The sequence below is a fragment of the Paenibacillus sp. FSL R7-0312 genome, from assembly GCF_038004445.1.
Classification (GTDB): Bacteria; Bacillota; Bacilli; order Paenibacillales; family Paenibacillaceae; genus Paenibacillus_AQ.
The window spans coordinates 4,173,857-4,195,900 of record NZ_JBBORE010000001.1; the positions used below are offsets into that span (position 1 = coordinate 4,173,857).

Annotated in this window: 18 protein-coding genes; 14 read left to right on the plus strand and 4 right to left on the minus strand. The window is 51.3% G+C overall.

Going from position 1 to position 22,044, the window contains the following annotated elements; all coding sequences use genetic code 11:
* The first annotated feature begins 84 nt into the window (after window positions 1–84).
* From map to MKX70_RS18255, 5 genes are all read left to right on the plus strand, one after another.
* Window positions 85–831: a type I methionyl aminopeptidase gene (gene map / locus MKX70_RS18235; protein ID WP_042237463.1), complete on the plus strand. Its 747-nt coding sequence runs from the start codon at window positions 85–87 to the stop codon at window positions 829–831.
* A 176-nt stretch (window positions 832–1,007) separates the two neighbouring features.
* Window positions 1,008–2,438 (plus strand): SpoIIE family protein phosphatase, encoded by a 1,431-nt coding sequence (locus MKX70_RS18240; protein WP_340840446.1) that lies wholly within the window; start codon window positions 1,008–1,010, stop codon window positions 2,436–2,438.
* An 82-nt stretch (window positions 2,439–2,520) separates the two neighbouring features.
* On the plus strand, window positions 2,521–2,913 hold the full coding sequence (locus MKX70_RS18245) for an ATP-binding protein (RefSeq protein ID WP_340784909.1): 393 nt from the start codon (window positions 2,521–2,523) through the stop codon (window positions 2,911–2,913).
* 22 nt (window positions 2,914–2,935) lie between these two features.
* A complete protein-coding gene (locus tag MKX70_RS18250) occupies window positions 2,936–4,945 on the plus strand; it encodes a methyl-accepting chemotaxis protein (RefSeq protein WP_340840447.1) in 2,010 nt (669 codons plus the stop codon).
* Window positions 4,938–5,225, plus strand: a complete 288-nt coding sequence (locus tag MKX70_RS18255; protein ID WP_339841658.1) for an STAS domain-containing protein — start codon at window positions 4,938–4,940, stop codon at window positions 5,223–5,225. The genes MKX70_RS18250 and MKX70_RS18255 overlap by 8 nt, the downstream gene beginning before the upstream one ends.
* Window positions 5,226–5,327: 102 nt before the next feature.
* Here the strand turns inward: MKX70_RS18255 and MKX70_RS18260 are convergent, their stop codons facing one another.
* The 3 genes from MKX70_RS18260 to MKX70_RS18270 form a co-directional block, all read right to left on the minus strand.
* On the minus strand, window positions 5,328–5,732 hold the full coding sequence (locus MKX70_RS18260; protein ID WP_039293958.1) for a CBS domain-containing protein: 405 nt from the start codon (window positions 5,730–5,732) through the stop codon (window positions 5,328–5,330).
* Window positions 5,733–5,945: 213 nt separating this feature from the next.
* The gene (locus tag MKX70_RS18265; protein WP_042237459.1) at window positions 5,946–6,371 is read right to left on the minus strand and encodes a VOC family protein; all 426 of its coding nucleotides are present in this window, start codon (window positions 6,369–6,371) and stop codon (window positions 5,946–5,948) included.
* Between the two features lie 322 nt (window positions 6,372–6,693).
* The gene (locus MKX70_RS18270) at window positions 6,694–7,599 is read right to left on the minus strand and encodes a TIM barrel protein (protein ID WP_340841679.1); all 906 of its coding nucleotides are present in this window, start codon (window positions 7,597–7,599) and stop codon (window positions 6,694–6,696) included.
* A gap of 485 nt (window positions 7,600–8,084) precedes the next feature.
* Here MKX70_RS18270 and MKX70_RS18275 point away from each other — a divergent pair, with 485 nt between their 5' ends.
* The 8 genes from MKX70_RS18275 to MKX70_RS18310 all read left to right on the plus strand — a co-directional run bounded on the left by MKX70_RS18275 (window position 8,085) and on the right by MKX70_RS18310 (window position 20,069).
* Window positions 8,085–9,188: a winged helix DNA-binding domain-containing protein gene (locus MKX70_RS18275; protein ID WP_340784921.1), complete on the plus strand. Its 1,104-nt coding sequence runs from the start codon at window positions 8,085–8,087 to the stop codon at window positions 9,186–9,188.
* Between the two features lie 52 nt (window positions 9,189–9,240).
* Window positions 9,241–9,720, plus strand: a complete 480-nt coding sequence (locus tag MKX70_RS18280; RefSeq protein ID WP_340840448.1) for a heme-degrading domain-containing protein — start codon at window positions 9,241–9,243, stop codon at window positions 9,718–9,720.
* Between the two features lie 90 nt (window positions 9,721–9,810).
* On the plus strand, window positions 9,811–10,278 hold the full coding sequence (locus MKX70_RS18285) for a GNAT family N-acetyltransferase (protein ID WP_340840449.1): 468 nt from the start codon (window positions 9,811–9,813) through the stop codon (window positions 10,276–10,278).
* 164 nt (window positions 10,279–10,442) lie between these two features.
* Window positions 10,443–11,609 carry a small-conductance mechanosensitive channel gene (locus tag MKX70_RS18290; RefSeq protein ID WP_340840450.1) on the plus strand — a complete coding sequence of 389 codons (1,167 nt, stop codon included), beginning with the start codon at window positions 10,443–10,445 and terminating at the stop codon, window positions 11,607–11,609.
* Between the two features lie 13 nt (window positions 11,610–11,622).
* A complete protein-coding gene (locus MKX70_RS18295) occupies window positions 11,623–17,046 on the plus strand; it encodes a diguanylate cyclase (protein WP_340840451.1) in 5,424 nt (1,807 codons plus the stop codon).
* A 96-nt stretch (window positions 17,047–17,142) separates the two neighbouring features.
* Window positions 17,143–17,985, plus strand: coding sequence for a methyl-accepting chemotaxis protein (locus MKX70_RS18300; protein ID WP_340840452.1), 843 nt, complete (start codon window positions 17,143–17,145; stop codon window positions 17,983–17,985).
* 91 nt (window positions 17,986–18,076) lie between these two features.
* A complete protein-coding gene (locus tag MKX70_RS18305) occupies window positions 18,077–18,331 on the plus strand; it encodes a hypothetical protein (RefSeq protein ID WP_340784930.1) in 255 nt (84 codons plus the stop codon).
* A 145-nt stretch (window positions 18,332–18,476) separates the two neighbouring features.
* Window positions 18,477–20,069 carry an amino acid permease gene (locus MKX70_RS18310; protein WP_340840453.1) on the plus strand — a complete coding sequence of 531 codons (1,593 nt, stop codon included), beginning with the start codon at window positions 18,477–18,479 and terminating at the stop codon, window positions 20,067–20,069.
* Between the two features lie 44 nt (window positions 20,070–20,113).
* On the opposite strand, the gene MKX70_RS18315 is transcribed toward MKX70_RS18310, so the two are convergent.
* Entirely contained in the window at window positions 20,114–20,710 is a 597-nt protein-coding gene (locus MKX70_RS18315) for a TetR/AcrR family transcriptional regulator (RefSeq protein WP_042237442.1), read from the minus strand.
* Window positions 20,711–20,929: 219 nt separating this feature from the next.
* On the opposite strand from MKX70_RS18315, the gene MKX70_RS18320 reads away from it, so the two are divergent.
* Window positions 20,930–22,042 (plus strand): NADH:flavin oxidoreductase, encoded by a 1,113-nt coding sequence (locus MKX70_RS18320; RefSeq protein ID WP_340840454.1) that lies wholly within the window; start codon window positions 20,930–20,932, stop codon window positions 22,040–22,042.
* Window positions 22,043–22,044: the final 2 nt, after the last annotated feature.

Genomic DNA, 22,044 nt, shown 5'->3' on the forward strand with positions numbered 1-22,044 from the left:
TACATAATATAGAGTAGCACTACAAAATTATAACCAAGGGCCATTGCTGTGAGCAGTGGCTTCTGTACAGAAGAGGCGAATTTAATGATCATCATGAAAACGATGGAAGAGATCGAGAAAATGCGTGCGGCCGGCAAAATATTGGCCGAATGCCACCGGCAAATCGCTCAGATGCTGAAGCCCGGAATTACGACCTGGGAGATTGACCAGTTTGCTGAGAAGTTCATTCTCTCCCAGGGTGCTACCCCTGAACAAAAAGGCTATCATGGCTATCCATATGCGACCTGCGCATCTGTGAATGATGTCATCTGCCACGGCTTCCCCAAGCACGAGGAGCTGAAGGATGGGGATATTGTAACGATTGATATGGTAGTCAACTTGAACGGCTGGCTGGCAGATTCAGCCTGGTCCTATGGCGTTGGCACAATTAGCGAGCAGGCGGACAAATTGCTGGCTACCACCAAAGAGGCTATGTTCAAAGGCATTGAGCAGGCTGTGGCCGGCAATCGGATTGGTGATGTCGCTCATGCCATCCAGGTATACGCGGAAGCTAACGGCTACTCGGTAGTCCGTGATTTCATCGGGCACGGCATCGGCTCTGAAATGCATGAAAAGCCTGATGTGCCTCACTATGGCCCGGCAGGCAAAGGCCCGCGCATCAAGGAAGGTATGGTGTTCACCATTGAACCCATGCTGAACACCGGCAGCTACCGGACCAAGGTTGATGCGGACGGGTGGACAGCGCGTACCTTTGACGGCGGATTGTCGGCACAGTATGAGCATACGCTGGCGGTGACTCCGCAGGGCACTATTATTTTGACAGAGCTGTAAGAACAGCTTCTGCCTGCTATTTAATGAAGGATGCAAGGTTACAACCCGGACTGTGGTCATGTTTTCATGCCGCAGTCCGGTTTTTTTGTCTAACTGTGTCGGAATTCACGTCTTATCCCAAATGTATGGAATATAATGGGGAGACCTAAAAGCTGAATAGAATAGAGGCTTGTGAAATGGCAACAGATAAACCGTGTAAGAACCTGCATCGCTCCCCCAGCCCGGCGCAGTGCATGGACCATTATGGCTGCATCTATGAGAACAATCATCTCATTACGTTACTGGTGGACCCGGAGAACGGCAGAATTGCTGATGCCAACCGGGCAGCATGCGAGTTCTATGGCTACAGCCTCCGGCAGTTCAGGCAGCTTCTGATCTGCGATCTGGCGGCTGACCCGAAATCAGGAGTTCAGGAATTTGTAGAGAAGGCACTGCCTGCGGGCGATGAGCAGAGTAACCGTATGTTCATTGACCGGCATGTTCTGGCCAGCGGGGAACCCATTGATGTGGAGGTTCACACCGGCATGATGAAGATGCTGGGCAAAAATTGTGTATACACCGTAATTCACGATATCAGCGAACGGGTCAGTTCCGAGCAGCGGCTTCGTGAAAGTGAAGAACGGTACAGAGATCTGGTCGAGCTGTGTCCCGAGGCCATTCTGGTCTACAGCGGTGGTATCATCCTGTTCGTCAATAAGCAGACAGAGCGGATGTTCGGCAACAAGAAGCAGGAACTGATCGGCAAAAGAATCGAGGATTTCTTCAATGAGGTGTACTTCCAGAGTGCAGAGCATAACAAGCTGAAGACAACGGGGCTGCTGAAAGAACGTTTCCGTATTGAGCAGCGGCTGATCCGGCGGCATGACAATCGCATTTTTGATCTCGAAATTTCCGGGGTGCCGGTTATTTATGAGGAAGATAAGGCTCTGCAGCTGGTGATCAGGGATATCACCGAGAGTAAAAGAGAACTGGAACGGGCCATACACCTTCAGGAGCACCGGCACGCTGTATCCTTTCCGCTGGACAGCAAGGCGGTTCTGGAGAAGCTCTACATCCCGGCCCGAACCTTAAGCGGCGATTTCTTCCTCTTCCATAAGATCAATGAGGAGCAGGTCATTGGCATTATCGGTGATGTTACCGGAAAGGGGATTACTGCAGCGCTGAATATTTCGGCTCTGCGAGTGATGTTCATGGATAGTTTGTTGTCCACGCAGAATCCGGTACAGGTACTGAATGATCTGAATCTCAAGGCGCTGCAGTATTTAGGTGAAGATTATATCGCCGGCTGCTGCTTCCTGTTCGACTTCGGGACAGGACTGCTCAAGGCAGCCGGAGCCGGGATTAATGAGTTTCTTTATGTTCCCCGCGGCAGGGACTGCGAGAGAATAACCGTTAAGGGTGCACCGCTCGGCATGTTTGAGAGCAGTGAATTTGAAGAGAAGAGCATTCCGTTTGAATCCGGTGACCGGTTTTGCTTTTATAGCGACGGGATGGAGCTGCTGTTTAACAGTGATGAGCTGGGGCGGGATTACGGGTATCTGCTCGAGAGATTTGCCGGGGCAGCACTGCAGGATGACTGCACCTGGCTCGGCCTGAATATCCAGTGACAGACGGGGCGCTGCTTGCAGGGCTGATTCTCAGTGTGTACATACGCAGGACGATGATTTCAGATCTTATAAGGAGAGAGTCATGGGAGCTATTCAAAAGGAAGTGATGCTTCACGGTCTGGAGTGTCATCAGATGATTATTGACGGAATCATTCAAGAGCTTGACTTAGAAGCCTATGCGTTTGATATCCGCCTGATTCTGATCGAAGCGGTGACCAATGCCTATTACCACGGGAACCTCAGCGATTGCAGCAAACCGATTACCATCCGGTATCTGCTATTGGATCAGCTGCTTGAGCTGCAGATAGAGGATTCGGGGGCCGGGGACAGCGAATTGGTGTTCCCGGAGGCTATCGGGAGCGATGAGCTGCTGGAAGAAGGGGGAAGAGGGTTATACCTGATCCGCTGTTTCTCGGACAGTGCAGAGATGATACATAATACGATGTACATCAGCAAGAGTATCTGTCCCTTATAGAATTCAAAAGGGGAGAATTTCGGTGAAATTAAGTTTAAAAGTCAAAATGAGTATCCTGTTATTTCTGATTATCAGCGTGCCGCTGGGCATATCCGGGGCTGTATCCTATCAACTGGCTTCGGGAGCTTTGCAGAAGACGATTGAAGAGGAATTAAGGGGGACTACCAACTCTACTGCAAGAGCGGTGGAGGCTGAGCTTGAAGCGGTAGGCAATAATCTGGGAATCGCCAGCAAGAACAGCGTACTAGCTGATTATGCTGCGAATCCTTCTGCCGCATCACTAAAAAGCACAGCATTTAATTATGTTTCCGGTGTGCAAAAGGACAACGCAGAGCAGATGGAATCGCTGATCATCGCGGATACCAAGGGCAAGGTGCTGATTACCAGCAGCTCTGAATCGCCCGGGCTTGATGTGTCGGACCGTGCATACTTCCAGGAGGCGCTGCAAGGCAAAGACGCCGTCAGTGAAGTAATTCTGTCACGGGAGACTAATGAATACATCGTAGCGATCGCCAGACCGCTGCGGGTAAATGATCAGATTACAGGCGTGTTAATCGGTACCGCCTTGTTTGGGAATATCGCTTCCCCGGTAACCGAGGTGAAGATTGGAGAGAATGGATACGCATATATGATTGACCGTACCGGCCTTATTGTCTCGCATCCAGACCAGGGCAAAGTGCTCAAGGAGAATGTTGACGCCAACAGTAATGCTGATTTGAAGGAGCAGGTTCAGTTAATGAAGGCCGGAGAAACTGGAGACGGCTTCTACAGCTATGAAGGGGTACATAAATATGTTTCGTATCAGCCCTCAGGCAATTGGGTTGTAGCCACAACGGCAAGTGTACAGGAATATATGGCTCCGGCGGACGAAATCCGTAATACTACACTGGTCATTATCCTGAGCTTTATCGTCGTTGCCATGCTAGCCGCATACTTCTTTACCACACGTAATATTGTGAATCCGATCAAGAAGCTGGAGAGAGCCATGGGCTTGGCTGGTGACGGGGATCTGACCGTTCATACCTCTATCCGCTCCGGAGATGAGCTGCAGACGCTGAGTGAATCATTCAATACCATGATTGACAAGCAGGAGGCCATTATTGAGAAGGTAAGAGCAGGTTCAGTATCCTTAACCTCGATGTCAGAGGAAATGGCAGCTTCTTCAGAGGAGATCAGCGCATCGATTCAAGAAATCAGCTCCAGTACCCAGGAGATTGCTTCCGGAGCCGAGAACAACAATCAGTCGGTCATCAATGCTTCCCAGGTGCTTGTACAGCTATCCAGTCTGGTGCAGCTGGCGCAGAGTAAAGCGTCGGCTACCTCCGGTAATGCCGATAACACGAATCAGGCAGCGCAGGAAGGCAGAGCCAGAGTTATCAGTACAGTACAGGCGATGGATACGATCCACAGCAGCACCAAGGAGACGGAAGAGCTATTGCTGACGGTTAGCGGGCTGTCAGAGAAGGTATCCACAATGATCGGAACGATTAATAAGATCGCCCAGCAGACCAATCTGTTGGCCCTGAATGCTGCCATCGAAGCAGCGCGTGCCGGTGAGCATGGCCTCGGTTTCAGTGTAGTGGCCGGTGAAGTACGGAAGCTGTCGGATGAGACGCATACCCAGGCTGGCGAAATTACAGGTCTGGTTAGTGAGATGGTCTCGCGGATTACCCAGGCTGTAGATTCCATGAGAGGCGCAGCAGAGGCGGTAGAGAGCGGCGTAAGCATTGTAAATGAGACGGACCGCACGTTCGTGCATATCATTCAGTCTGTTGAGAGGATTACGGAGAATGTGCAGGAGATTCTGGATATTACCAGAGATGAAGTAGCAACCTCTGATCAGATTATTAAGCTGATTGATTCTATGGGTACGATATCAGAGCTTGCGGCAGCGAATACAGAGAATGTATCCAGTGCAACGGAAGAGCAGGCGGCAACGGTCAATAATTTCGCGGCCTCCGCTCAAGAGATTAGTGCTATGGCTAATGAACTGGAGATTCTTGTTGAGAAATTTATAATCAGGGGTGAGTAGCTTGAGCGAGATTATGATTGAGATGCCAGAGCTGTTCTCGGTTGAGGAAGCCGGACATTTCAGAGAAGAAGTACGGAATTATATTCTTGGCGGCCATTCAAGCTTCATGCTTGATTTCGGGACCTGCCGTTTCATTGACAGCACCGGACTTGGCGTGATTGTCAGCTCCTACAAGAAATGTGTAGAGACAGGCGGCACTATTAGGCTGACGGGGATGAATGAGAATGTCCGGAAGATTTTTGAGCTGACCCGGCTGACTCGTGTGTTTGAGATTATTTAGTTTTGCTGACTTGAACAAAGGCAGGACCGTCCTTCAGTGGACAGTCCTGCCTTTGCCTTTGCTGCGGATGAATAACTTATCACTTAATGCGGCGTTATGATGTTAATCGGTAATATTCCGGGTGTAATACTCGATGATATCCTTGCGGCGGATGATGCCGAGGAAGATCCCGCTGCCGTCCACCACAGGGACGAAATTCTGGTCTGCGGCCAGCGTCAGCATATCCTCCATCTGTGCGTGAATCTCTACGCTCTCGTTATGCACATGACGCTGAATGGTACCTACAGTCACTCCGGTCATATTCTCAAAACTAAGACCCTCGGTGTTCTTCAGTTTCCATAGCAGATCGCCCTCCGACAAGGTCCCAACATATTTGCCTTCTTCGTCAATAATCGGAATGGCAGAGTAATAATGATTCTCCAGCTGCTCCAGCGCTTCCCGCATTGAGATCGAGGAAGTGATAAACGCCACCTGATCTTTGGGCAGCAAAAAAGAGGATATTTCCATAGGTTAGTCTCCTTTACAGTAGGATGTGTACATAAACGTTAGTTCAATTAAAACACATAACATGATGTAAGCGCATTAACAATTGGGTTACAACTTCGTAAAGGAGAGGGCAAAGAGGAAATAATAAAAGGATATGCCGCCCTCCCAAGGGGAAGATTCAACATATCCTTACCGGTTTAATTGAACAAAAAAGATATGTTAATACTGTAATTGTTAGCCGTTCTGGCCGTTATCGTGGCTAAGCTGCCAGTAGATGCCGAATTTATCCTTCAGGCTGCCATAGCATTTGCTCCAGAACGTCTCCTGCAGCTCCATGCTGACCGTGCCGCCTTCCTTGAGCTTATGGAACCAGTCTTTGATCTTATCTTCATCCGTATCCATCAGTGTCAGGTTAATATTATTGCCTTCCACAAAAGGCATTCCGGGAAATACATCCGAGAACATTACTGTGCTGCCAGCAATTCTCAGATTGGCATGCATCACCAGGTGCTTGGCTTCTTCCGGCAGAGGGTGGGAAGGATCAGGAGGAGCTTCGCCAAAAGTCATTATATGCGGAGGTTCGGTCCTGAATACTTCAGCATAATATTCCACAGCTTCCCGGGTATTTCCGTTGAAATTCAAGTAGATATCAATTGCCACATGCGTCACTCCTTAAGTATTAAATTAAGCAGGCACGGTTCTGTCATATTGTATCATGTGCCTGTCTATTTACAAATATACTTGGCAGACTCTAAGATAGGGAAACAAGTGGAGACAAGAATTACAGGAGGATTATGCTGTGAAAATATATGGCTGTGATCTCAGCGCCATAGATTCTATGATGGCCTGCATACCGCTCGCGTATTGTATTTATAAATACGATCTGGAGAAGCACTGGCCTGTCCGGCCGCCATTTGTTACGGAAGGGGAATGGGCGGTAGGGAGCGGGAGGGGCTTGCAGTCAGACTCATTTAAATCATTATCAAACTCCGGATAGAATCCCATCCACCCATGCATAACAACGCTCCAGCTGTTCGGTTGTGATGAGATCTGAGCGGTGCTCGAACATGATTTTCACCCCGCTGTTCTCCTCACGGATGATGCGGAGATAGTCTTCAATGGGTGCCCAGCCGTCTGCGGGACTCAGTTCCGGCAGTGCCGGGTAATGGCTGTGCCGGACAGTGTCCTTGACCTGAACACTCGACAGATGGATTAGTGCTGCGTATTTGGTGTATCTCCTCAGGAGTGCCCGGGCATCGAAATGGGGGTCAAGCTTATCCTGCAGGTACAGCCGGGCTGTGTCCAGACACAGCTTAATATCGGGATATTTAACTAACAGCTGTTCCAGAAAAGCCTGATTATAGACATAGCTGTTCAGTCCGTCGAATTCCAGAATAGGCTGGAAATGATACTCACGCCCTGTCCGGCTCAACCAGTCGAAGAGATACTCACTGCGCTGGATCAGTTCATCCAGAGAGGTTTCACTCTCATAGATGTACTCCCTGCGGTCGCCGAACCGCCACTGCTGCCAGTCCACGCGGTCATCCAGAATGACCGGCTTCGGATAATGAAACAATACATATCCGGGACGGAGGTTGACCATATAATCCAGCTCTTCCTGGATGTGCCGGCACGCTTCGGCACGCTCATACTCATCCGGCGAGAGGAACAAGGCGTCCCGCAGCCGTGTAGGATCGGCGCGCAGCGGGAAATGGACACCGGTGTGAAACTGGTGTTGCTGCGCTTCCGCGATCAGATTCCGGCAATCCTCCTCTGCCTTGAAGGAGCAGGCCTCGATTCCATAGAAGCCGGTTTTGAAATCCTTGTGGAATTTGCTGTAATCGAATCCTCCGTATTGACCAATCATAAATTGCTGCAAATGATTCACCCCGTATGTCTTCGTGATTTGTACTCCGTCACCCAGTGAATATCCGGACTTCCGGGCAGCTGCTGGGGCCGCAGGAAATCCTTGATTCATCTATTTCTGAGGCAGAGATCAGGAGGTTATTTATGGAATCCTGCACATAATCCAACATTTTCCTCATCCTATCGGCCGAAATTCAAAATTGTTGTATAAATGCAGGAATTCACCGTCTCCAAGCGGCTTAGCAGGATTATTCTTGTATTTCATACAACAATCTTCCCGAACACCCGGCTATCAGTGATTCAAAGTTGTAAAACGTACAACATTGTTGTCTACAGTGAGGTTTATTTAGAATGTATAATTCGCCATAATACAGTTTTTACCTGCAAAAGAGTTATACTTGCGGATGCAAATTGCCGGCCGCTCTACCAGCAGCTTACTTATTGGAGATGGACAGCGGATAGGCAGTTACCTATACTGGAGGAAAGTGCCAGGGACAGCAGAGGAGAATGATTGTGACCAACAAGCGTATTGCCGATCAGCGGCTGATTCATCAGCGGATTCAGCAGCCTCCATCCCTTCAGCCCGGAGAAGTGGTGCGTGCGTTCGGTGCGATGCAGGCTCAGGATTATATGCATGCCGTCTGGGCTATAGGGCTGCGAACACCATCAGCAGGATTATTAGAAGTGGAGCAGGCTATCGCGGACAGGAAGCTGCTGCTGACCTGGACGCTCCGCGGGACACTTCACTTCGTGCCGCCGGAGAATGCAAAGTGGATGCTTCAGCTCTGTGCCCCGCGTATTCTGCGTCAGGCGGCTGCCAGGCTGACCCAGCTTGAACTTGACGACAAGCTCCTGGAGCGCTGCCGGAAGATCATCTATAATGCACTGAAGGGCGGGCGCCAGCTCCCGCGTCCCGAACTGCTGAAGCTGTTGGAGGATCAGGGCATCAGCATCTCCGGCCAGCGCGGCTATCATATTCTATGGCATAGTGCGTATAACGGACTGATCTGCTTTGGTCCGCGTAGCGGCAAGCAGCAGACATTCGTCCTGCTGGATGAATGGGTGGAATACTCGCGTGAGCTTTCTTTTGAGGAGTCATTGAATGAACTGGCCTCGCTGTATTTCACGGCCCATGGGCCTGCAACTGTGCAGGACTTTGCCTGGTGGGCAGGGCTGACGTTAACGGATGCAAGAGCAGGTCTTGAGGCAGTGCGGAGCAGGCTGCAACGAGAAGTGATTGACGGCAGTGAATACTGGAGGCCTGATCCTGCGGCAGTAACGGCAGCAGAGCCTGCAGGTGTTCATCTGCTGGCCGGGTTTGATGAATATATTCTCGGCTATAAAGACCGGAGTGCCGTGCTGGAGCCGGAGTCATTCCCGCTGATCGTGCCGGGCAATAACGGCATCTTCCTGGCGACGGTGGTAGCTGACGGGCGGGTAGCCGGAACCTGGAAGCGGACGATTAAGAAAAAAGGCGCCGAGCTGTTCATAACGCCTTTTGCACCCTTGGATCAAAAGGGGATTGAAGGAGTGCGCCAGGCCGCTGAGCGCTATGCACTGTTCCTGGGTCTGCCCTTAACCAAACTTGAATATCTTAAAAGACCCGATTAACTGCAGCAGATCCATCTACTACAACTATAACCGGACTAAGGAAGTGTTGATTATGGAAGACTACACCCCATTATTGGAGCAGATACTTAAGCAGGAACAGGAGCTGCAGTTCAGCGCGTTCAGCAATCAGACAGCGATCCAGGTGGGCAGCGAAATTCTGGCCAGAGCACAGATCATGGACAAGCAGATTACGGTGGATATCCGGAAGAATGGAACCGTGCTGTTTCACGCCAAAATGAATGAGAACGGCCCCGGTAATGATCGCTGGATCGCCCGTAAAATCAATGTTGTGAACCATTTCGGACATTGCTCTTATTATATGAATGTATTGTATAAATCATGGAATACCACAATTCAGGATAATGCTTTTGTAGATCCGATGGAATATGCCGCCGAAGGCGGGTGCTTTCCGCTTCTGATCCGGGGTGCAGGAGCGGTCGGAACCATATCCGTGTCCGGACTTTCCGGTGAAGAGGATCATGAGATGATCGTTGCCGTGTTGGAGCAGATCATTAAGCCGCAAGCCAATTAACCCGCACAACAATTTTGAATTATCACTTAGTTCATGGCCGAAATGGTGTGAGGGTTGAAGCAACCAGTCAGAATAAAGGAGACTTGCCGTATGACAGCTATAGCAATCAGACAGTTGATGCCCGGTGAGGAGAAGCTGATCACCCCATTAATCCGCGAGGCGTTTGATATACATATTTCCGTCAACTACTCGGCGCAGGGTGTTATTGAATTTTACAGGTATATTGAACTTGCCGCCATCCGTAAGCGCATGCAGGAGGATCACGAGATCTTCATCACCACCTCCGAGCAGGGAGTTACAGGAATCATAGAACTGCGCAATAACAATCACATCTCGCTGCTGTTCGTGAAGAATGTGCACAAAGGAACCGGTATCGGTAAAATCCTGCTGCAGCATGCGGTTGATAAAATGAAGGCAGACGGTGTCCGGTCTATCACAGTGAATTCATCGCCGAATTCCACCACCTTTTATGCTTCCCAGGGATTCGTGCCGGTTGGTGAAGAGGAAGAAGAGCGGGGGATACGTTCGCTAAGCATGAGACTCGATCTGGAGGGCTAACTGTATAGAAACTTCTAACGGGATGTTCCATACGTCATGGAAGTGGGCGTTGGGGCATCTTTTTTGTGTGCCGTCAGCAGGAATAATCTGGAGTGTTATCGAATAATAGCGAATATCAACAAAATTCGACTTTTCAACTACATACATAAGCGGGGTATTGCACAATGAAAACATGGAAAAAGACATTATTTCTCATCGTTACCTTTGGATTGATCTTTTTGCTGCCCTTATTAGGGAGTCTGGCGAAATGGCACGGCCTGCCGCCCGGTTATGGTGACTTTCCTGCACAAAAGGTAGAGGCTGACCCCGGGTTCAGCATGCTGTATTTCTCCCTGGCCTGTGTTGTCGCCCTGTTCATTACGCTCGTACTGGTATTTCCCCGCCTGTTTGGCTTCAAGAAAACCGTGGAGGCTCCGCGGCAGGAGGGCTCACCGACACCTTTTCCGGTCTGGTTCTGGTGGAGTCTGCCGGTCCTGGCGCTCAGCTGGTTTCTGATGTGGGCACGGATTAAGCTGTATGTTTCTTTGGAGTATTACACGTTTGTTCCGCTTTGGTGGTCATTCATACTGATCCTGGACGGACTGGTGTATAAAAGAAATAATGGGGCCTCGATTATCTCACGCAAGCCCAAGGTGATGCAGCTGCTGGCTGTGGTTTCCTGCTTCAGCTGGTTTGCCTTTGAATATCTCAATTTCTTCGTCCTTGAGAACTGGTATTATCCCAATAATGAAGTGTTCTCCAATTTCGGCAATGTGTTCTGGTTCTCCTTATCCTACACGACTGTTCTTCCGGCGATCTTCGAATGGTATTTACTCCTGAAGACCTTCCGGCTGTTCCGTACCCGGTATAGTAACGGTCCGAAACTGAAGATCTCCACAATTCTCCTGGTCATCTATTATGTCCTCGGCCTGATCCTGGCTTTTGGAATGGGCTATTATCCTTATCTGCTGTTCTGGGTGCTGTGGGTCGCGCTTGTTCCTATGCTGTCTGCAGCGATGGCGCTTGCCGGCTATTGGACGCCATTTACACCCATTAAGAACGGGGACTGGTCCAAGGTCATTCTGATTGCTCTGGCTACCGTGTTCAACGGGTTCTTCTGGGAGTTATGGAACTTCGGCAGTGAGTGGTTCCATGATGATGCTCCCACCAATCCGAATTATTGGAAATACTCCGTGCCTTATCTGGACAAGTTTCATATTTTCTCCGAGATGCCGCTTCTGGGATACTTCGGTTATTTATTCTTTGGGCTGAATTGCTGGATTATTTGGCTGATTGCCGCGTATGTGTTTAAATTCGACGCCGATATCGAAGTCACGGGAGAACAGAGCTAAAGGTGGAGTAGGAATGATTGTTAACGACAACTATCAGATACTGGAAACCATTTCAGATAATAATATAAAAGCGGTTTACAGATGCAGCGAAGCTTCAACCGGAGCAACAGTCATTCTAAAAGTGTTGAAATCGGAGTTTACCGGAACCGAAGCAGTCATACGCTTCAAGCAGGAATACAAGCTGCTTACAGAGCTTAGCCAAAGTGCGCAGGGGGTCATCCGGCCCCTGAAGCTGGAAGAGCAGAATGGGCAGTACGTCATGGTGCTGGAGGATATCCATGGGCGTTCGCTCAAGAAGGTGCTGGCGGAAGAGAAGCCCGGGCAGGAGGCGCTGCTGGAACTGGCAATCAAGGTTGTGGATATTCTGGCTTCCATCCATGAGCAGAATGTGATCCATAAGGATATTAAGCCGTCCAATATTATCTGGAACCGGGAACAGGATATTGTCCAGGTGATTGATTTCGATCTCGCCGTGAAGCTGTCCAAGGAGAAACGGGAGTTCCAGAACAGCGGTGTGCTGGAAGGCAGCCTGCTGTACATCTCGCCTGAACAGACCGGACGGATGAACCGCAATATTGATTACCGGAGTGACTATTATTCGCTGGGCGTCGTGCTCTATGAGATGATGACCGGCATTAAGCCTTATAATTCACCGGAGATGCTTGAGCAGATCTACTCCATTATTGCCAAGGAGGCGGTTCCTCCCTATAAGGCAACGGGGGGCCGGGTTTCCAGCGCATTGTCGGCTGTTATTATGAAGCTTATGGAGAAGTCTTCGGAAGACAGGTACCGCAGCGCTCACGGAATCAAGGCCGATTTGAAGAAATGCCTGGCCGGACATGAGGATTTCGTGATTGGCACGGAGGACCTGCTGAATACCTTCCGCATTCCGCAAAAGATTGTCGGCAGACAGCAGGAGCTGTCCCGCCTGGAGAATGCCTTCCGCAGCAGCCTCAAAGCGAGTTCGCAGCTGATGCTGGTATCCGGTGACGCGGGTGTAGGCAAAACGGCACTGGTCCATGAGCTGCACCAGACCATCAGCCAGGAGAAGGGGCTGTTCGCAGAAGGAAAGTTCGACCAGTATAACAAGAACATACCTTACAGCGCGCTGATCCAGGCCTTCCGCAGATTGATCAGCCAGCTGCTGGAGAGCCCGGATGAGGATTACAAGAGTTATATCGGCCGTTCGCTGAACAAGGCGCTGGCTGGAAACGGCAGTGTGATTACCGGGTTAATCCCTGAGCTTGCTGCCTGGATCGGTGTTCAGCCCGAAGTGGAGCCGCTGAATCCTGCCGAGGAGACGAACCGGTTCTTCCTGACCTTTGCCAAGTTTGTGGAAGGCATCACCCATAATGACAAGCCGCTTGTCCTGTTCCTGGATGATGTCCAGTGGGCGGACTACTCCAGCCTTCAGCTGGTGGAGAAGCTGGTGCTGGACAACCATCTGCAGAGGCTGTTTGTAATCTGTTCCTACCGGCAGAATGAAATATATGAAGGGCACCCCCTGTTTGCTTCAATCACCAAAATAGAAAAAAGCCGGGAGGTCGGACGTATTCACCTTCAGCCTCTGAACGAGGCGGATGTGCAGAGCCTTATCGCTGATACGCTCTACAGCAGCAAGGAGCGGGTGCAGCAGCTTACCGGGCTGATCTTCAAACGCTCCAAGGGCAATTCCTTTTTCCTGACGGAGATTCTAAAGGATCTGCATAAGCGCGGGTATTTTATTTTCGATAAGCAGGGCGGGGAATGGAAATGGGATCTGGAGCGGATTGAGGAGCTGCCGGTTAATGAGAATGTCGTTGATTTCCTGATGGGTCAGCTGCAGCATCTGCCGGCGGATGTCCGGAGTATCTTAATGCTAAGCTCAGCCATCGGCAATGTGTTCGATTATGGCATGCTGACACTGATTGGTGAAGAACCGCCGGAGGTTATTGCTGCTGCTATCGGCCGGGCGGTACAGGAGGAGTATATTCTCCCTGCGGACCACAAATATGCTATTTTCTCCGGTACGCTGAGTGAAGCAGGGGCGGAACCGTTACAAATGGGAATCCGGCTGCAATTTGCCCATGACCGGATTCAGCAGGCCTTCTACCAGATGCTTGACGCTGAACGGGCCAAGAAGCTGCATCTCAGCATCGGACGGCTTTTGCTGAAGAATCTTGGCAACCGGGATGCCGAAGAAAGAATTGTAGATATTGCGGCCCATATGAATAAAGGCCTGGAATTCATCACTGAGCGCTCTGAGATCGGGGATGTAATCGCCCTTAACCTGCGTGCAGCGCAGAAAGCCAAGGCGGGTTACGGGTATGATTCGGCGTTCATCCTGCTAGAGGCGGCAATTACGCTGCTGCCGGAGAATTCGTGGCTCACGGACAGGGAGCAAACTGCGGAGATCTACAGATTGTATGCGGAATGCGGCTATCTAACCCATCATGTAGAGCAGGCGGATCAGGCTTGTACCCTGTTGCAGATACATACTACAGACCGAATCGCAATCGCGGAAATTTACGAAATGCAAGCCAATCATTATATGTACCTGGGGTTGATGCCGGAATCGATCGCTGCAGGCAGACGAGGATTGCAAGCGCTGGGAATCCGGATTCCAGCCAAGGTGGGAATGGCCTCTGTACTCAAGGAGCTGCTGTTGATCAAGGCATCGCTGCGGGGCAGAACACCGGAAGGGATTTTTGCCTCCCCGGAAATGAAAGATCCGGAAATGAAGCTGGTTATGCGGCTGCTGATTAATTTTATCCCGCCATCTTTTATTTCAGGCGAGACTTCGCTGTTTGGTCTGGTGGTCCTCAAAAAGGTCGGTCTGACCCTGAAATACGGCAACTCCCCCGAGTCGGCACTTGCTTTTATCGGCTACGCGATGCTCTTGTCCGGCTTCGGTGATACCAAGGGGGCATTTGAATTCGGGCGGCTGGGCATCAGAATTAATGACAAGTTCAATGATTTGCAGTGGAAAGGCGCGGCGCATGTGTTATATACGCTGTTCAGCCACTCCTGGACCGAGCCCTGGGATACCTTGCAGGACTGGTTCGGCACCTCGATTGAAGCCAGTCTGCGGACCGGGGATCTGCTCTATCTCGCCCATTCCGCGTTCTATGTGAATCTCTGGAACCCGTCGATGGACATTGCGACCACGCTTCAGGAGAGCACCCGTACGATCTCTATGATTGAGAATACGAAATATAAGGAATCGCTTGCCACAGCGCAGCTGGCCCGGCAGTATTTCCGCAGTCTTGCAGGCGAGCTGCCGGGCCGTGCGTCCTTCAACAGTGAGTCATTTAGTGAAGAAGCCTATTTGAGCCAGCTGGAAGAAGCGCGGTATTATTCGGGGATTGCCATCTATTATATATATAAAATGAAGCTGCTGTTCACCTATGAGAAGCATCATGAAGCGCTGGAGTATATCGATATGGCCTACCCGATCATCGGGACGCTTGCCGGTTCTGCTTTTATGGAGGAATTCGCGCTGTATACCTTCCTGAATCTGGCTTATGCCTATAAGGATTTAAGTGTGAACGGCAAACGTAAAGCCAAGTCCAGAATGCGTAAAGAGTACGGGCGGGTCCGCAAATGGGCCAGGAATGCGCCGGGAACCTTCCGCCAGCATGAATATCTGATGAAGGCCGAATGGGCCAGAATTGCCGGAAACGACAACCAAGCAAGCCACTATTATGATCTGGCGATTGAGACCAGTGAGCAGGGAAGCTTCGTACGGTATAAGGCGCTCAGCAATGAGCTGGCGGCCCGGTTCTATTACCACAAGGAGTTCAATGAGTTCGCCGCTTATTTGCTCAGACAATCCGTGTACTATTATTCGGTCTGGGGAGCCAAGGAGAAGATCAGCTTCATTAACGAGCGATACTCTTCTATTGTCAAAAAAATAAACACCAAGGAATTCCTGCATGGACGGACGGTTACGGACTACACCGAGAGCATCGATCTGGATTCAATGATCCTGGCTTCCCAGGCGATCTCCAAGGAGATTGAGCTGAACAACCTGCTGGAAGCGCTCATGGAAATTGTCATCAAGAATGCCGGAGCCCAGCGGGGCTGCATTCTGATGACCTCCCAGGCGAATCTTCTGGTGGAGGGTGAATATAAAGCCGATACTGACAGAATTTCGGTCGCTATTCATGAGTCATCACAGCTGGATAATTTGCCGGTCTCGATTATCAGGCAGGTGGAAGAGAGCCGGGAGAGCCTGATTTACAATGATGCTTTTTCAGAGACAATGTTTGTGAACGATCCTTATATTGTGAAGCATCAGCCGAAATCGATGGTATGTATGCCGCTGATCAACCAGAATAAGACGATTGCGATTATCTATCTGGAGAACAACCTGGTTACCGGGGTGTTCACCAAGGAACGGATGAAGATCATTAATCTGTTATCCAGAGAAATGGTATTCTCCCTGGAGAATGCAAGCCTCTACACCGAGCTGGAGCGGTCGGAAGAGAAATACCGTGAACTGGTGAACAATCTGCAGGACGGGGTATTCATTACCCAGGACAAGCGGTGTAAATATGTCAACGAGGCCCTGGCGCAGATGCTGGGGTATGAGATGGACGAGATGCTGGATCAGCCTTTCGAGAACTTCCTCAGCCCCTCCGAGAAGGAGAAGGTTATGCACTATTACTCCAGAAGAGTTGAAGGCAAGCAGGTGCCTGATGAATATGAGACCCGGCTTGTTCACAAGGACAAGACCCGTGAAGTCATTGTGATCCACAAGGTCATCCGGATCATGTATATGGACAAACCGGCGATTCAGGGGACCGTGAAGGATATTACCGAGCGCAAGAAGGCTGAGGAGGAGCTGCGGCGGCATAAAGAGCATCTGGAGGAGCTCGTGGCGGACCGGACCAAGGAATTGGAGTTTAACAACGAGGAATTGAACAAATATATCGGACTGATTGAGCAAATCTCGATTACCGACGAGCTGACCGGGCTGTATAACCGCAGATACTTCAATAAGCTGTTCCTGGACGAGGTAGAGAAGGCAGCTGTAGACAAACGGCATTTGACCTACCTGATGCTCGACATAGACTATTTCAAAAAATACAATGATACCTACGGCCATTATGAGGGAGATACCGTATTGCGGAGAGTCGGCCAGCTGCTGAAAGAGCTGGCTGAACGGGCGGACGGTGTTGCGTTCCGCCTGGGCGGAGAAGAGTTCGGCATTGTGGTGGCCGGGTTCACCCCTCAGCAGTCGCGGGAATATGCCGAAGCGATCAGAAGAAGCATCGCGGAGCTGCGGATTCAGCATGAGCTTAGCCCGGAATACGGAAGAATTACCGTGTCCATCGGCGTTGCGGCCGTTCTTGTCGACGGACTCCGCGAGGAGGATATCTATAAGCTGGGGGATGATGCGCTCTATCAATCCAAAGCGGAAGGCCGCAACTGCGTCACGCTGTTCGAGAAATAAGGAAGAATGAGCAAGTCCACAGTGGTATTATAACTGGTTGATTTGCTGTATGGATTTGAGTGCGGAAAATATGAATTGCAGGAGCTGCTAAAGACCATGAATAACGAATATGAAACCGATATAGAGAAATTGCTGGAGGCACTGAAAATAACGCTGCCCCTTGTGCAGCGCTTATTCCCTATTGATGTAATGTTTGCATTAACGGATACGGAAAAGTTCATTTACAATTTGCCTGGGACAGAATTGGATGTCCGGATCCAAGCGGGGACCCCGGTTCCGCCAAACGGGGGAATCCGGACTGCACTCGACACGGGAGAAGAAGTCAGTGCCAATATCCCAAAGGAGATCTACGGGTTACCCTTTAAGTCATCGTCTATGCCGATCCGTGACCGGAACGGAGGGGTTGCAGGCGTATTTACAATCGGAATCAGCCTCAGTAATCAGGAAACGCTTAGCGATGCGGCGAATGCTCTGGCAGTGACCTCTGATGAAATCAGCTCGACTTCCGAGGAGATTGCGGGAACAGCCTCTGATCTTGCGAATACGGTAAGTGACCTGAAGGAGCTGGGCCAGAGGGTGGTGGTGGATCTGCAGCAGACAGACGAGATTCTGGATTTCATCCGCAAGGTAGCGGATAACTCCAATCTCCTGGGGCTTAATGCTGCGATTGAAGCGGCTCATGCTGCGGAGCATGGACGGGGCTTCGGCATCGTCGCTCAGGAGATCCGCAAAATGTCAGTATCAAGCGCTTCATCCGCCAAGGATATCGCCAGCATTCTGCAGATGATCAAGAAGAACATCACCCAGATGGATGCAATACTGATGGATTGTCTGGCCCAAAGTGAACGTCAGGCTGCAGCAACAGAGGAAATCACCGCCTCAATGCAGCAGATGGCAGCTTCGGCCGTGGAGATAGAGAAGATCGCGCGGCTGATCTAGGCAGCATCTGTGTCAAATGGTTCCTCCCGGGCATAAAGTAACTGGACGAAGGCCCAGTTGTGGCTTACACGATCCGTTCACCCAGAAGCTGATGACCTATCATCTGAAGCCCGGACAGGTTATCCAGCGGGCCTATTGCATTAATGAAAAGGATTATGCCAAGGCAGTTGCACCGCTCAAAGAATCGGTTCTTCTTGGACCGCCTCCGGGCTGCGCCGTCGCCGGTGCCGCAGAGAACGCCTTCCATGCGAACGGTCAAGTGATGCCTTATTCCGGTGTACCTCCATACACAGCCCAGCAGCCGGCAGCCGCATTTTATCCTTATCCGGTGTATCCGCGCCGCTAACCGCCAATTGCATACCCGGGGATTTCAAGGGATAGCGGAATTCACTTCCGCCAGACCGGGAAATCCCTTTTTTGCATGAATTTTTGGCTAAATTCCCCGGAATGTGCAGATACTTCTGTTATCTCAAACCGGGAGGCAGAACGATATGAAGAGAGGAAAACAAGGTAATCAGACGGTCCCAGTCAAGCAGGGGAAGGCCGGGAAGTCTGAGAAACCGGGCAAGAAAGGATTATCCGTATGGCAGCTGACAATGCTGGCGCTGGGTACAGTGGTGGGCGGTTCATTTTTCCTGGGTTCCTCCGTTGCGATCCGGGCGGCAGGCCCGTCTGTACTGCTGGCATACGTTATCGGAGGGGTCCTGGTCTATCTCATCCTGTCCGCCCTGTCGGAAATGACAGTGGCGAATCCGGTACCCGGCTCGTTCCGCACTTATACCGAGCAGGCGTTTGGAAGGGGAGCGGGTTTTACAGTCGGCTGGGTATACTGGACAGGCCTTGTGCTTGCGATGTCGAGTGAAGCAACAGCAGTATCCATCCTGCTGCGGGCCTGGTTCCCTGCTCTGCCGCTGGCGCTGGCCGGTACGGGAATCATTGTTCTGGTAACGCTGCTGAACCTGCTTGGCGCTGAACGGCTGGGCAAGCTGGAAAGCGGACTTGCAGCCTTCAAGCTGCTGGCCATAGTTGCTTTTATCGTCATAGCGGTGGCTATTGTAGCAGGAATTGGAACGAAGGGCACAGGAGCTGCAGGTATGAATGTTGTGCGCGGCCAGAGCTTTTTCCCCGGGGGAATTGCAGGTATCGCGGGCAGTATGCTCATGGTGATGTTTACATACGCGGGATTTGAAGTGCTGGGCCTTGCCGCATCGGATACGGGGAATCCCGGAGTTACCATTCCGAAGGCTATCCGGCGGACAATCCTGCTCCTGGTCAGCCTCTATCTGGCTGCGATGACCGCGCTGTTCCTGCTGCTGCCTCCGGCTCAGGTCTCCGAACAGATCAGTCCGTTTGTGTCTGCCCTTGGCCTGTATGGACTCGGCTGGACCGGGACTGTAATGAATATCGTCCTTGTGTCCGCTATTCTGTCTACGATGCTAGCCTCCGTATTCGGCCTGGGCCGGATGCTCCGCTCATTGGCGGAGGAGGGACATACTCCGGCCTGGATGAGGGACCGTTCGGATGTTCCGTACCGTGGTATCCTCATCTCCGGCGGCGCGATGCTGGCCGGGCTCGGACTCGGCATGCTGTTGCCGCAGGGCGTCTACTTGTTTCTGGTCAGCTCCGGCGGCTTCGCGCTGCTGTTCTCTTACTTCATCATCATGGCCAGCCACTACCGGCTGCGCCGGCGCAACGGAGGACCCTTCAAGGGGCAGCGCGGGTTGCGTGGCTATCCGTACAGCTCATGGATTGCAATGGGAGGTCTGCTGGCCATTCTCGCCAGCATGCCGCTCATTCCCGGACAAGGCGGAGGTCTGGCAGCGGGAATCATGTTTGTTCTGCTGTTCTCGGGCATTTACGCGGCGGGGGTATTGCGTAAAGGGAGAGTATCCGGCGGACTGCGGCAGCCTGCCCTGCAGGTGAAGATGCCTGGAGCCAGAGCACAGATGGAGGCAGCGGAGGAGCTGACGGACGGGAAGGGACGGTCAGAAGAGCGTCAGAACCACCCTGCGCAGAGCGGTAAGCGTTATAGTCAGGGACAGAAAAAGTCTGGAGCTAAACAGAAGAAGCGGAAGCGGAAATAACGCTGTTAATAATCATCAGAAGCGTTTGTGCGAATTAGCGTCTCTTATTCTCTGACATCGGCAGTTAACAAGGAGACTCCATTATTGATCAATGGTACTAATCTGCCGGCAAGAGCAGCAGGGGGCTCATGCCGGCCCTCCTTATTCCAGCGGAAGGTAACCCCATAGATTGACCAGCTTAGCAGGGTTGCAGCCGTTTGTAGTGTAGGAGTATCCATAGTGCTGTTAGCTTCGCCCAGGAGTCTTTGCAGCAATTGCTCCAGCCGCATCTTAATATTCTCTTCAATAATCAGCGCCAGCGAATCATATTTCTTCAGGCAATGATGACTTGATTCATGATAATCGCAAAGAGCAGCAACCAGCTTCTGGAGCGTTTCCTCCGTCAGGGTTGCCTTGTCATCTATTTTGCGGAGAACCAGCTCCGAGAAGGCATCCGACAAAAAGGATTCAAGCAGCGCATATTTATCAGGAAAATGAGCATAGAAGGTAGCGCGGTTAATGGTGGCTTTTTTTGTGATATCCTGTATCGTAATCGCACCAAAATCCATTTTATTTAATTGCTCGGCGAATGAGTCCAGAATTAACTGGCGTGTCCGGATGACGCGCGGGTCGTTCGGGTTCGGTGATAGTATACTTGGCATCCTCTATCCATGCTCCCTTCGGTAACTTATGCTTTTTCTATTATAAACATCTGCGGCTGCGCCAACCAAGGTATCCTTGGATAACCAACAATACAATTTAGCATTTCGCTTAAGCAACAGAAGGCGCAGATTGTTGGTTGAATGGGGCAGGTGGCCTTGCTAATATTGCATTCGTACCCCTTAACTGCGGGTGCCAAAATAATATTGGAGGTGCGGTTCATGAGTCATCCGCAGAACAACAATCATTCCATTCAAGCCTTGTTTCAGCCTTATACGATCCATCAACTGACCTTGCCGACACGAATCGTCATGTCGCCGATGGCCCGTGCCTTCTCACCTGAGGGTGTGCCGGGGCCGGATGTAGCCGCTTATTACCGCCGCCGTGCCGAGAACGGTGTCGGTCTTGTGATAACCGAAGGAGCTCTAATTGACCATCCTTCAGCAACCAGTGAGCCCAGATTGCCTAAGCTTTATGGGGAAGCAGCATTGAACGGCTGGGCGGAAGTGGTCAGACAGGTGCATGAAGCAGGCGGCAAAATTTTCCCGCAAATCGTGCATATGGGCATGATCCGGCCGAATGGCTCCCAGCCTAATCCGGAAGCCTTGTCCATCGGTCCATCCGGACTGGATCTGGAGGGGAACAAGGCAGGAGAACCGATGACTACGGAAGAAATTGCGGATGTGATTCAAGCTTACGCGGCTGCAGCGCTTCATGCCAAAGAAGCCGGGTTCGATGGCATAGAGCTTCACGGAGCCCATGGCTTTCTGATTGACCAGTTTTTGTGGGCGAAGACCAATCAGCGGACAGACCGGTACGGCGGCGATCTGGTGAAGCGCGCCCAGTTTGCTGCTCAGATAGTCGAAGCTGTACGTGCTGCGGTAGGTCCGGATTATCCGGTAGCCATGCGTCTGTCCCAATGGAAAATGGGCGATTACACTGCCAGGCTGGCGGACACACCGGATCAGTTGAAGGAACTGCTGAATGTTCTGGTGAACGCCGGAGTAGATATCTTCCACTGCTCAGTACGCCATTTCTGGGAGCCCGAATTTGCCGGTTCCGATCTTAGCTTTGCCGGCTGGGTGAAGAAGCTGACAGGCAAGACGACCATTACGGTCGGATCGGTTGGCATGGACAGTGATCCCGCCGAAGGGGAAGGACGGGCACATCCGGGACTGGAGGGACTTGTGGAGCGGCTGAACGACAACGAATTTGATCTGGTGGCCGTGGGACGGGCGCTGCTCGGAGATCCCGCCTGGGCGGTCAAAATCCGTGACGGACGGGTGAGTGAGCTTCAGGCGTTTACCCCTGAATCGGTAGCGGCGCTCTCCTGACA

What these genes read in the sequence shown, in the direction of transcription:
- map (WP_042237463.1), top strand. Translation starts at nt 85, where the DNA reads ATGATCATCATGAAAACGATGGAAGAGATCGAGAAAATGCGTGCGGCC.
- MKX70_RS18240 (WP_340840446.1), top strand. Translation starts at nt 1,008, where the DNA reads ATGGCAACAGATAAACCGTGTAAGAACCTGCATCGCTCCCCCAGCCCG.
- MKX70_RS18245 (WP_340784909.1), top strand. Translation starts at nt 2,521, where the DNA reads ATGGGAGCTATTCAAAAGGAAGTGATGCTTCACGGTCTGGAGTGTCAT.
- MKX70_RS18260 (WP_039293958.1), bottom strand. Translation starts at nt 5,732, where the DNA reads ATGGAAATATCCTCTTTTTTGCTGCCCAAAGATCAGGTGGCGTTTATC.
- MKX70_RS18275 (WP_340784921.1), top strand. Translation starts at nt 8,085, where the DNA reads ATGATTGTGACCAACAAGCGTATTGCCGATCAGCGGCTGATTCATCAG.
- MKX70_RS18280 (WP_340840448.1), top strand. Translation starts at nt 9,241, where the DNA reads ATGGAAGACTACACCCCATTATTGGAGCAGATACTTAAGCAGGAACAG.
- MKX70_RS18285 (WP_340840449.1), top strand. Translation starts at nt 9,811, where the DNA reads ATGACAGCTATAGCAATCAGACAGTTGATGCCCGGTGAGGAGAAGCTG.
- MKX70_RS18290 (WP_340840450.1), top strand. Translation starts at nt 10,443, where the DNA reads ATGAAAACATGGAAAAAGACATTATTTCTCATCGTTACCTTTGGATTG.
- MKX70_RS18295 (WP_340840451.1), top strand. Translation starts at nt 11,623, where the DNA reads ATGATTGTTAACGACAACTATCAGATACTGGAAACCATTTCAGATAAT.
- MKX70_RS18300 (WP_340840452.1), top strand. Translation starts at nt 17,143, where the DNA reads ATGAATAACGAATATGAAACCGATATAGAGAAATTGCTGGAGGCACTG.
- MKX70_RS18305 (WP_340784930.1), top strand. Translation starts at nt 18,077, where the DNA reads ATGACCTATCATCTGAAGCCCGGACAGGTTATCCAGCGGGCCTATTGC.
- MKX70_RS18310 (WP_340840453.1), top strand. Translation starts at nt 18,477, where the DNA reads ATGAAGAGAGGAAAACAAGGTAATCAGACGGTCCCAGTCAAGCAGGGG.
- MKX70_RS18315 (WP_042237442.1), bottom strand. Translation starts at nt 20,710, where the DNA reads ATGCCAAGTATACTATCACCGAACCCGAACGACCCGCGCGTCATCCGG.
- MKX70_RS18320 (WP_340840454.1), top strand. Translation starts at nt 20,930, where the DNA reads ATGAGTCATCCGCAGAACAACAATCATTCCATTCAAGCCTTGTTTCAG.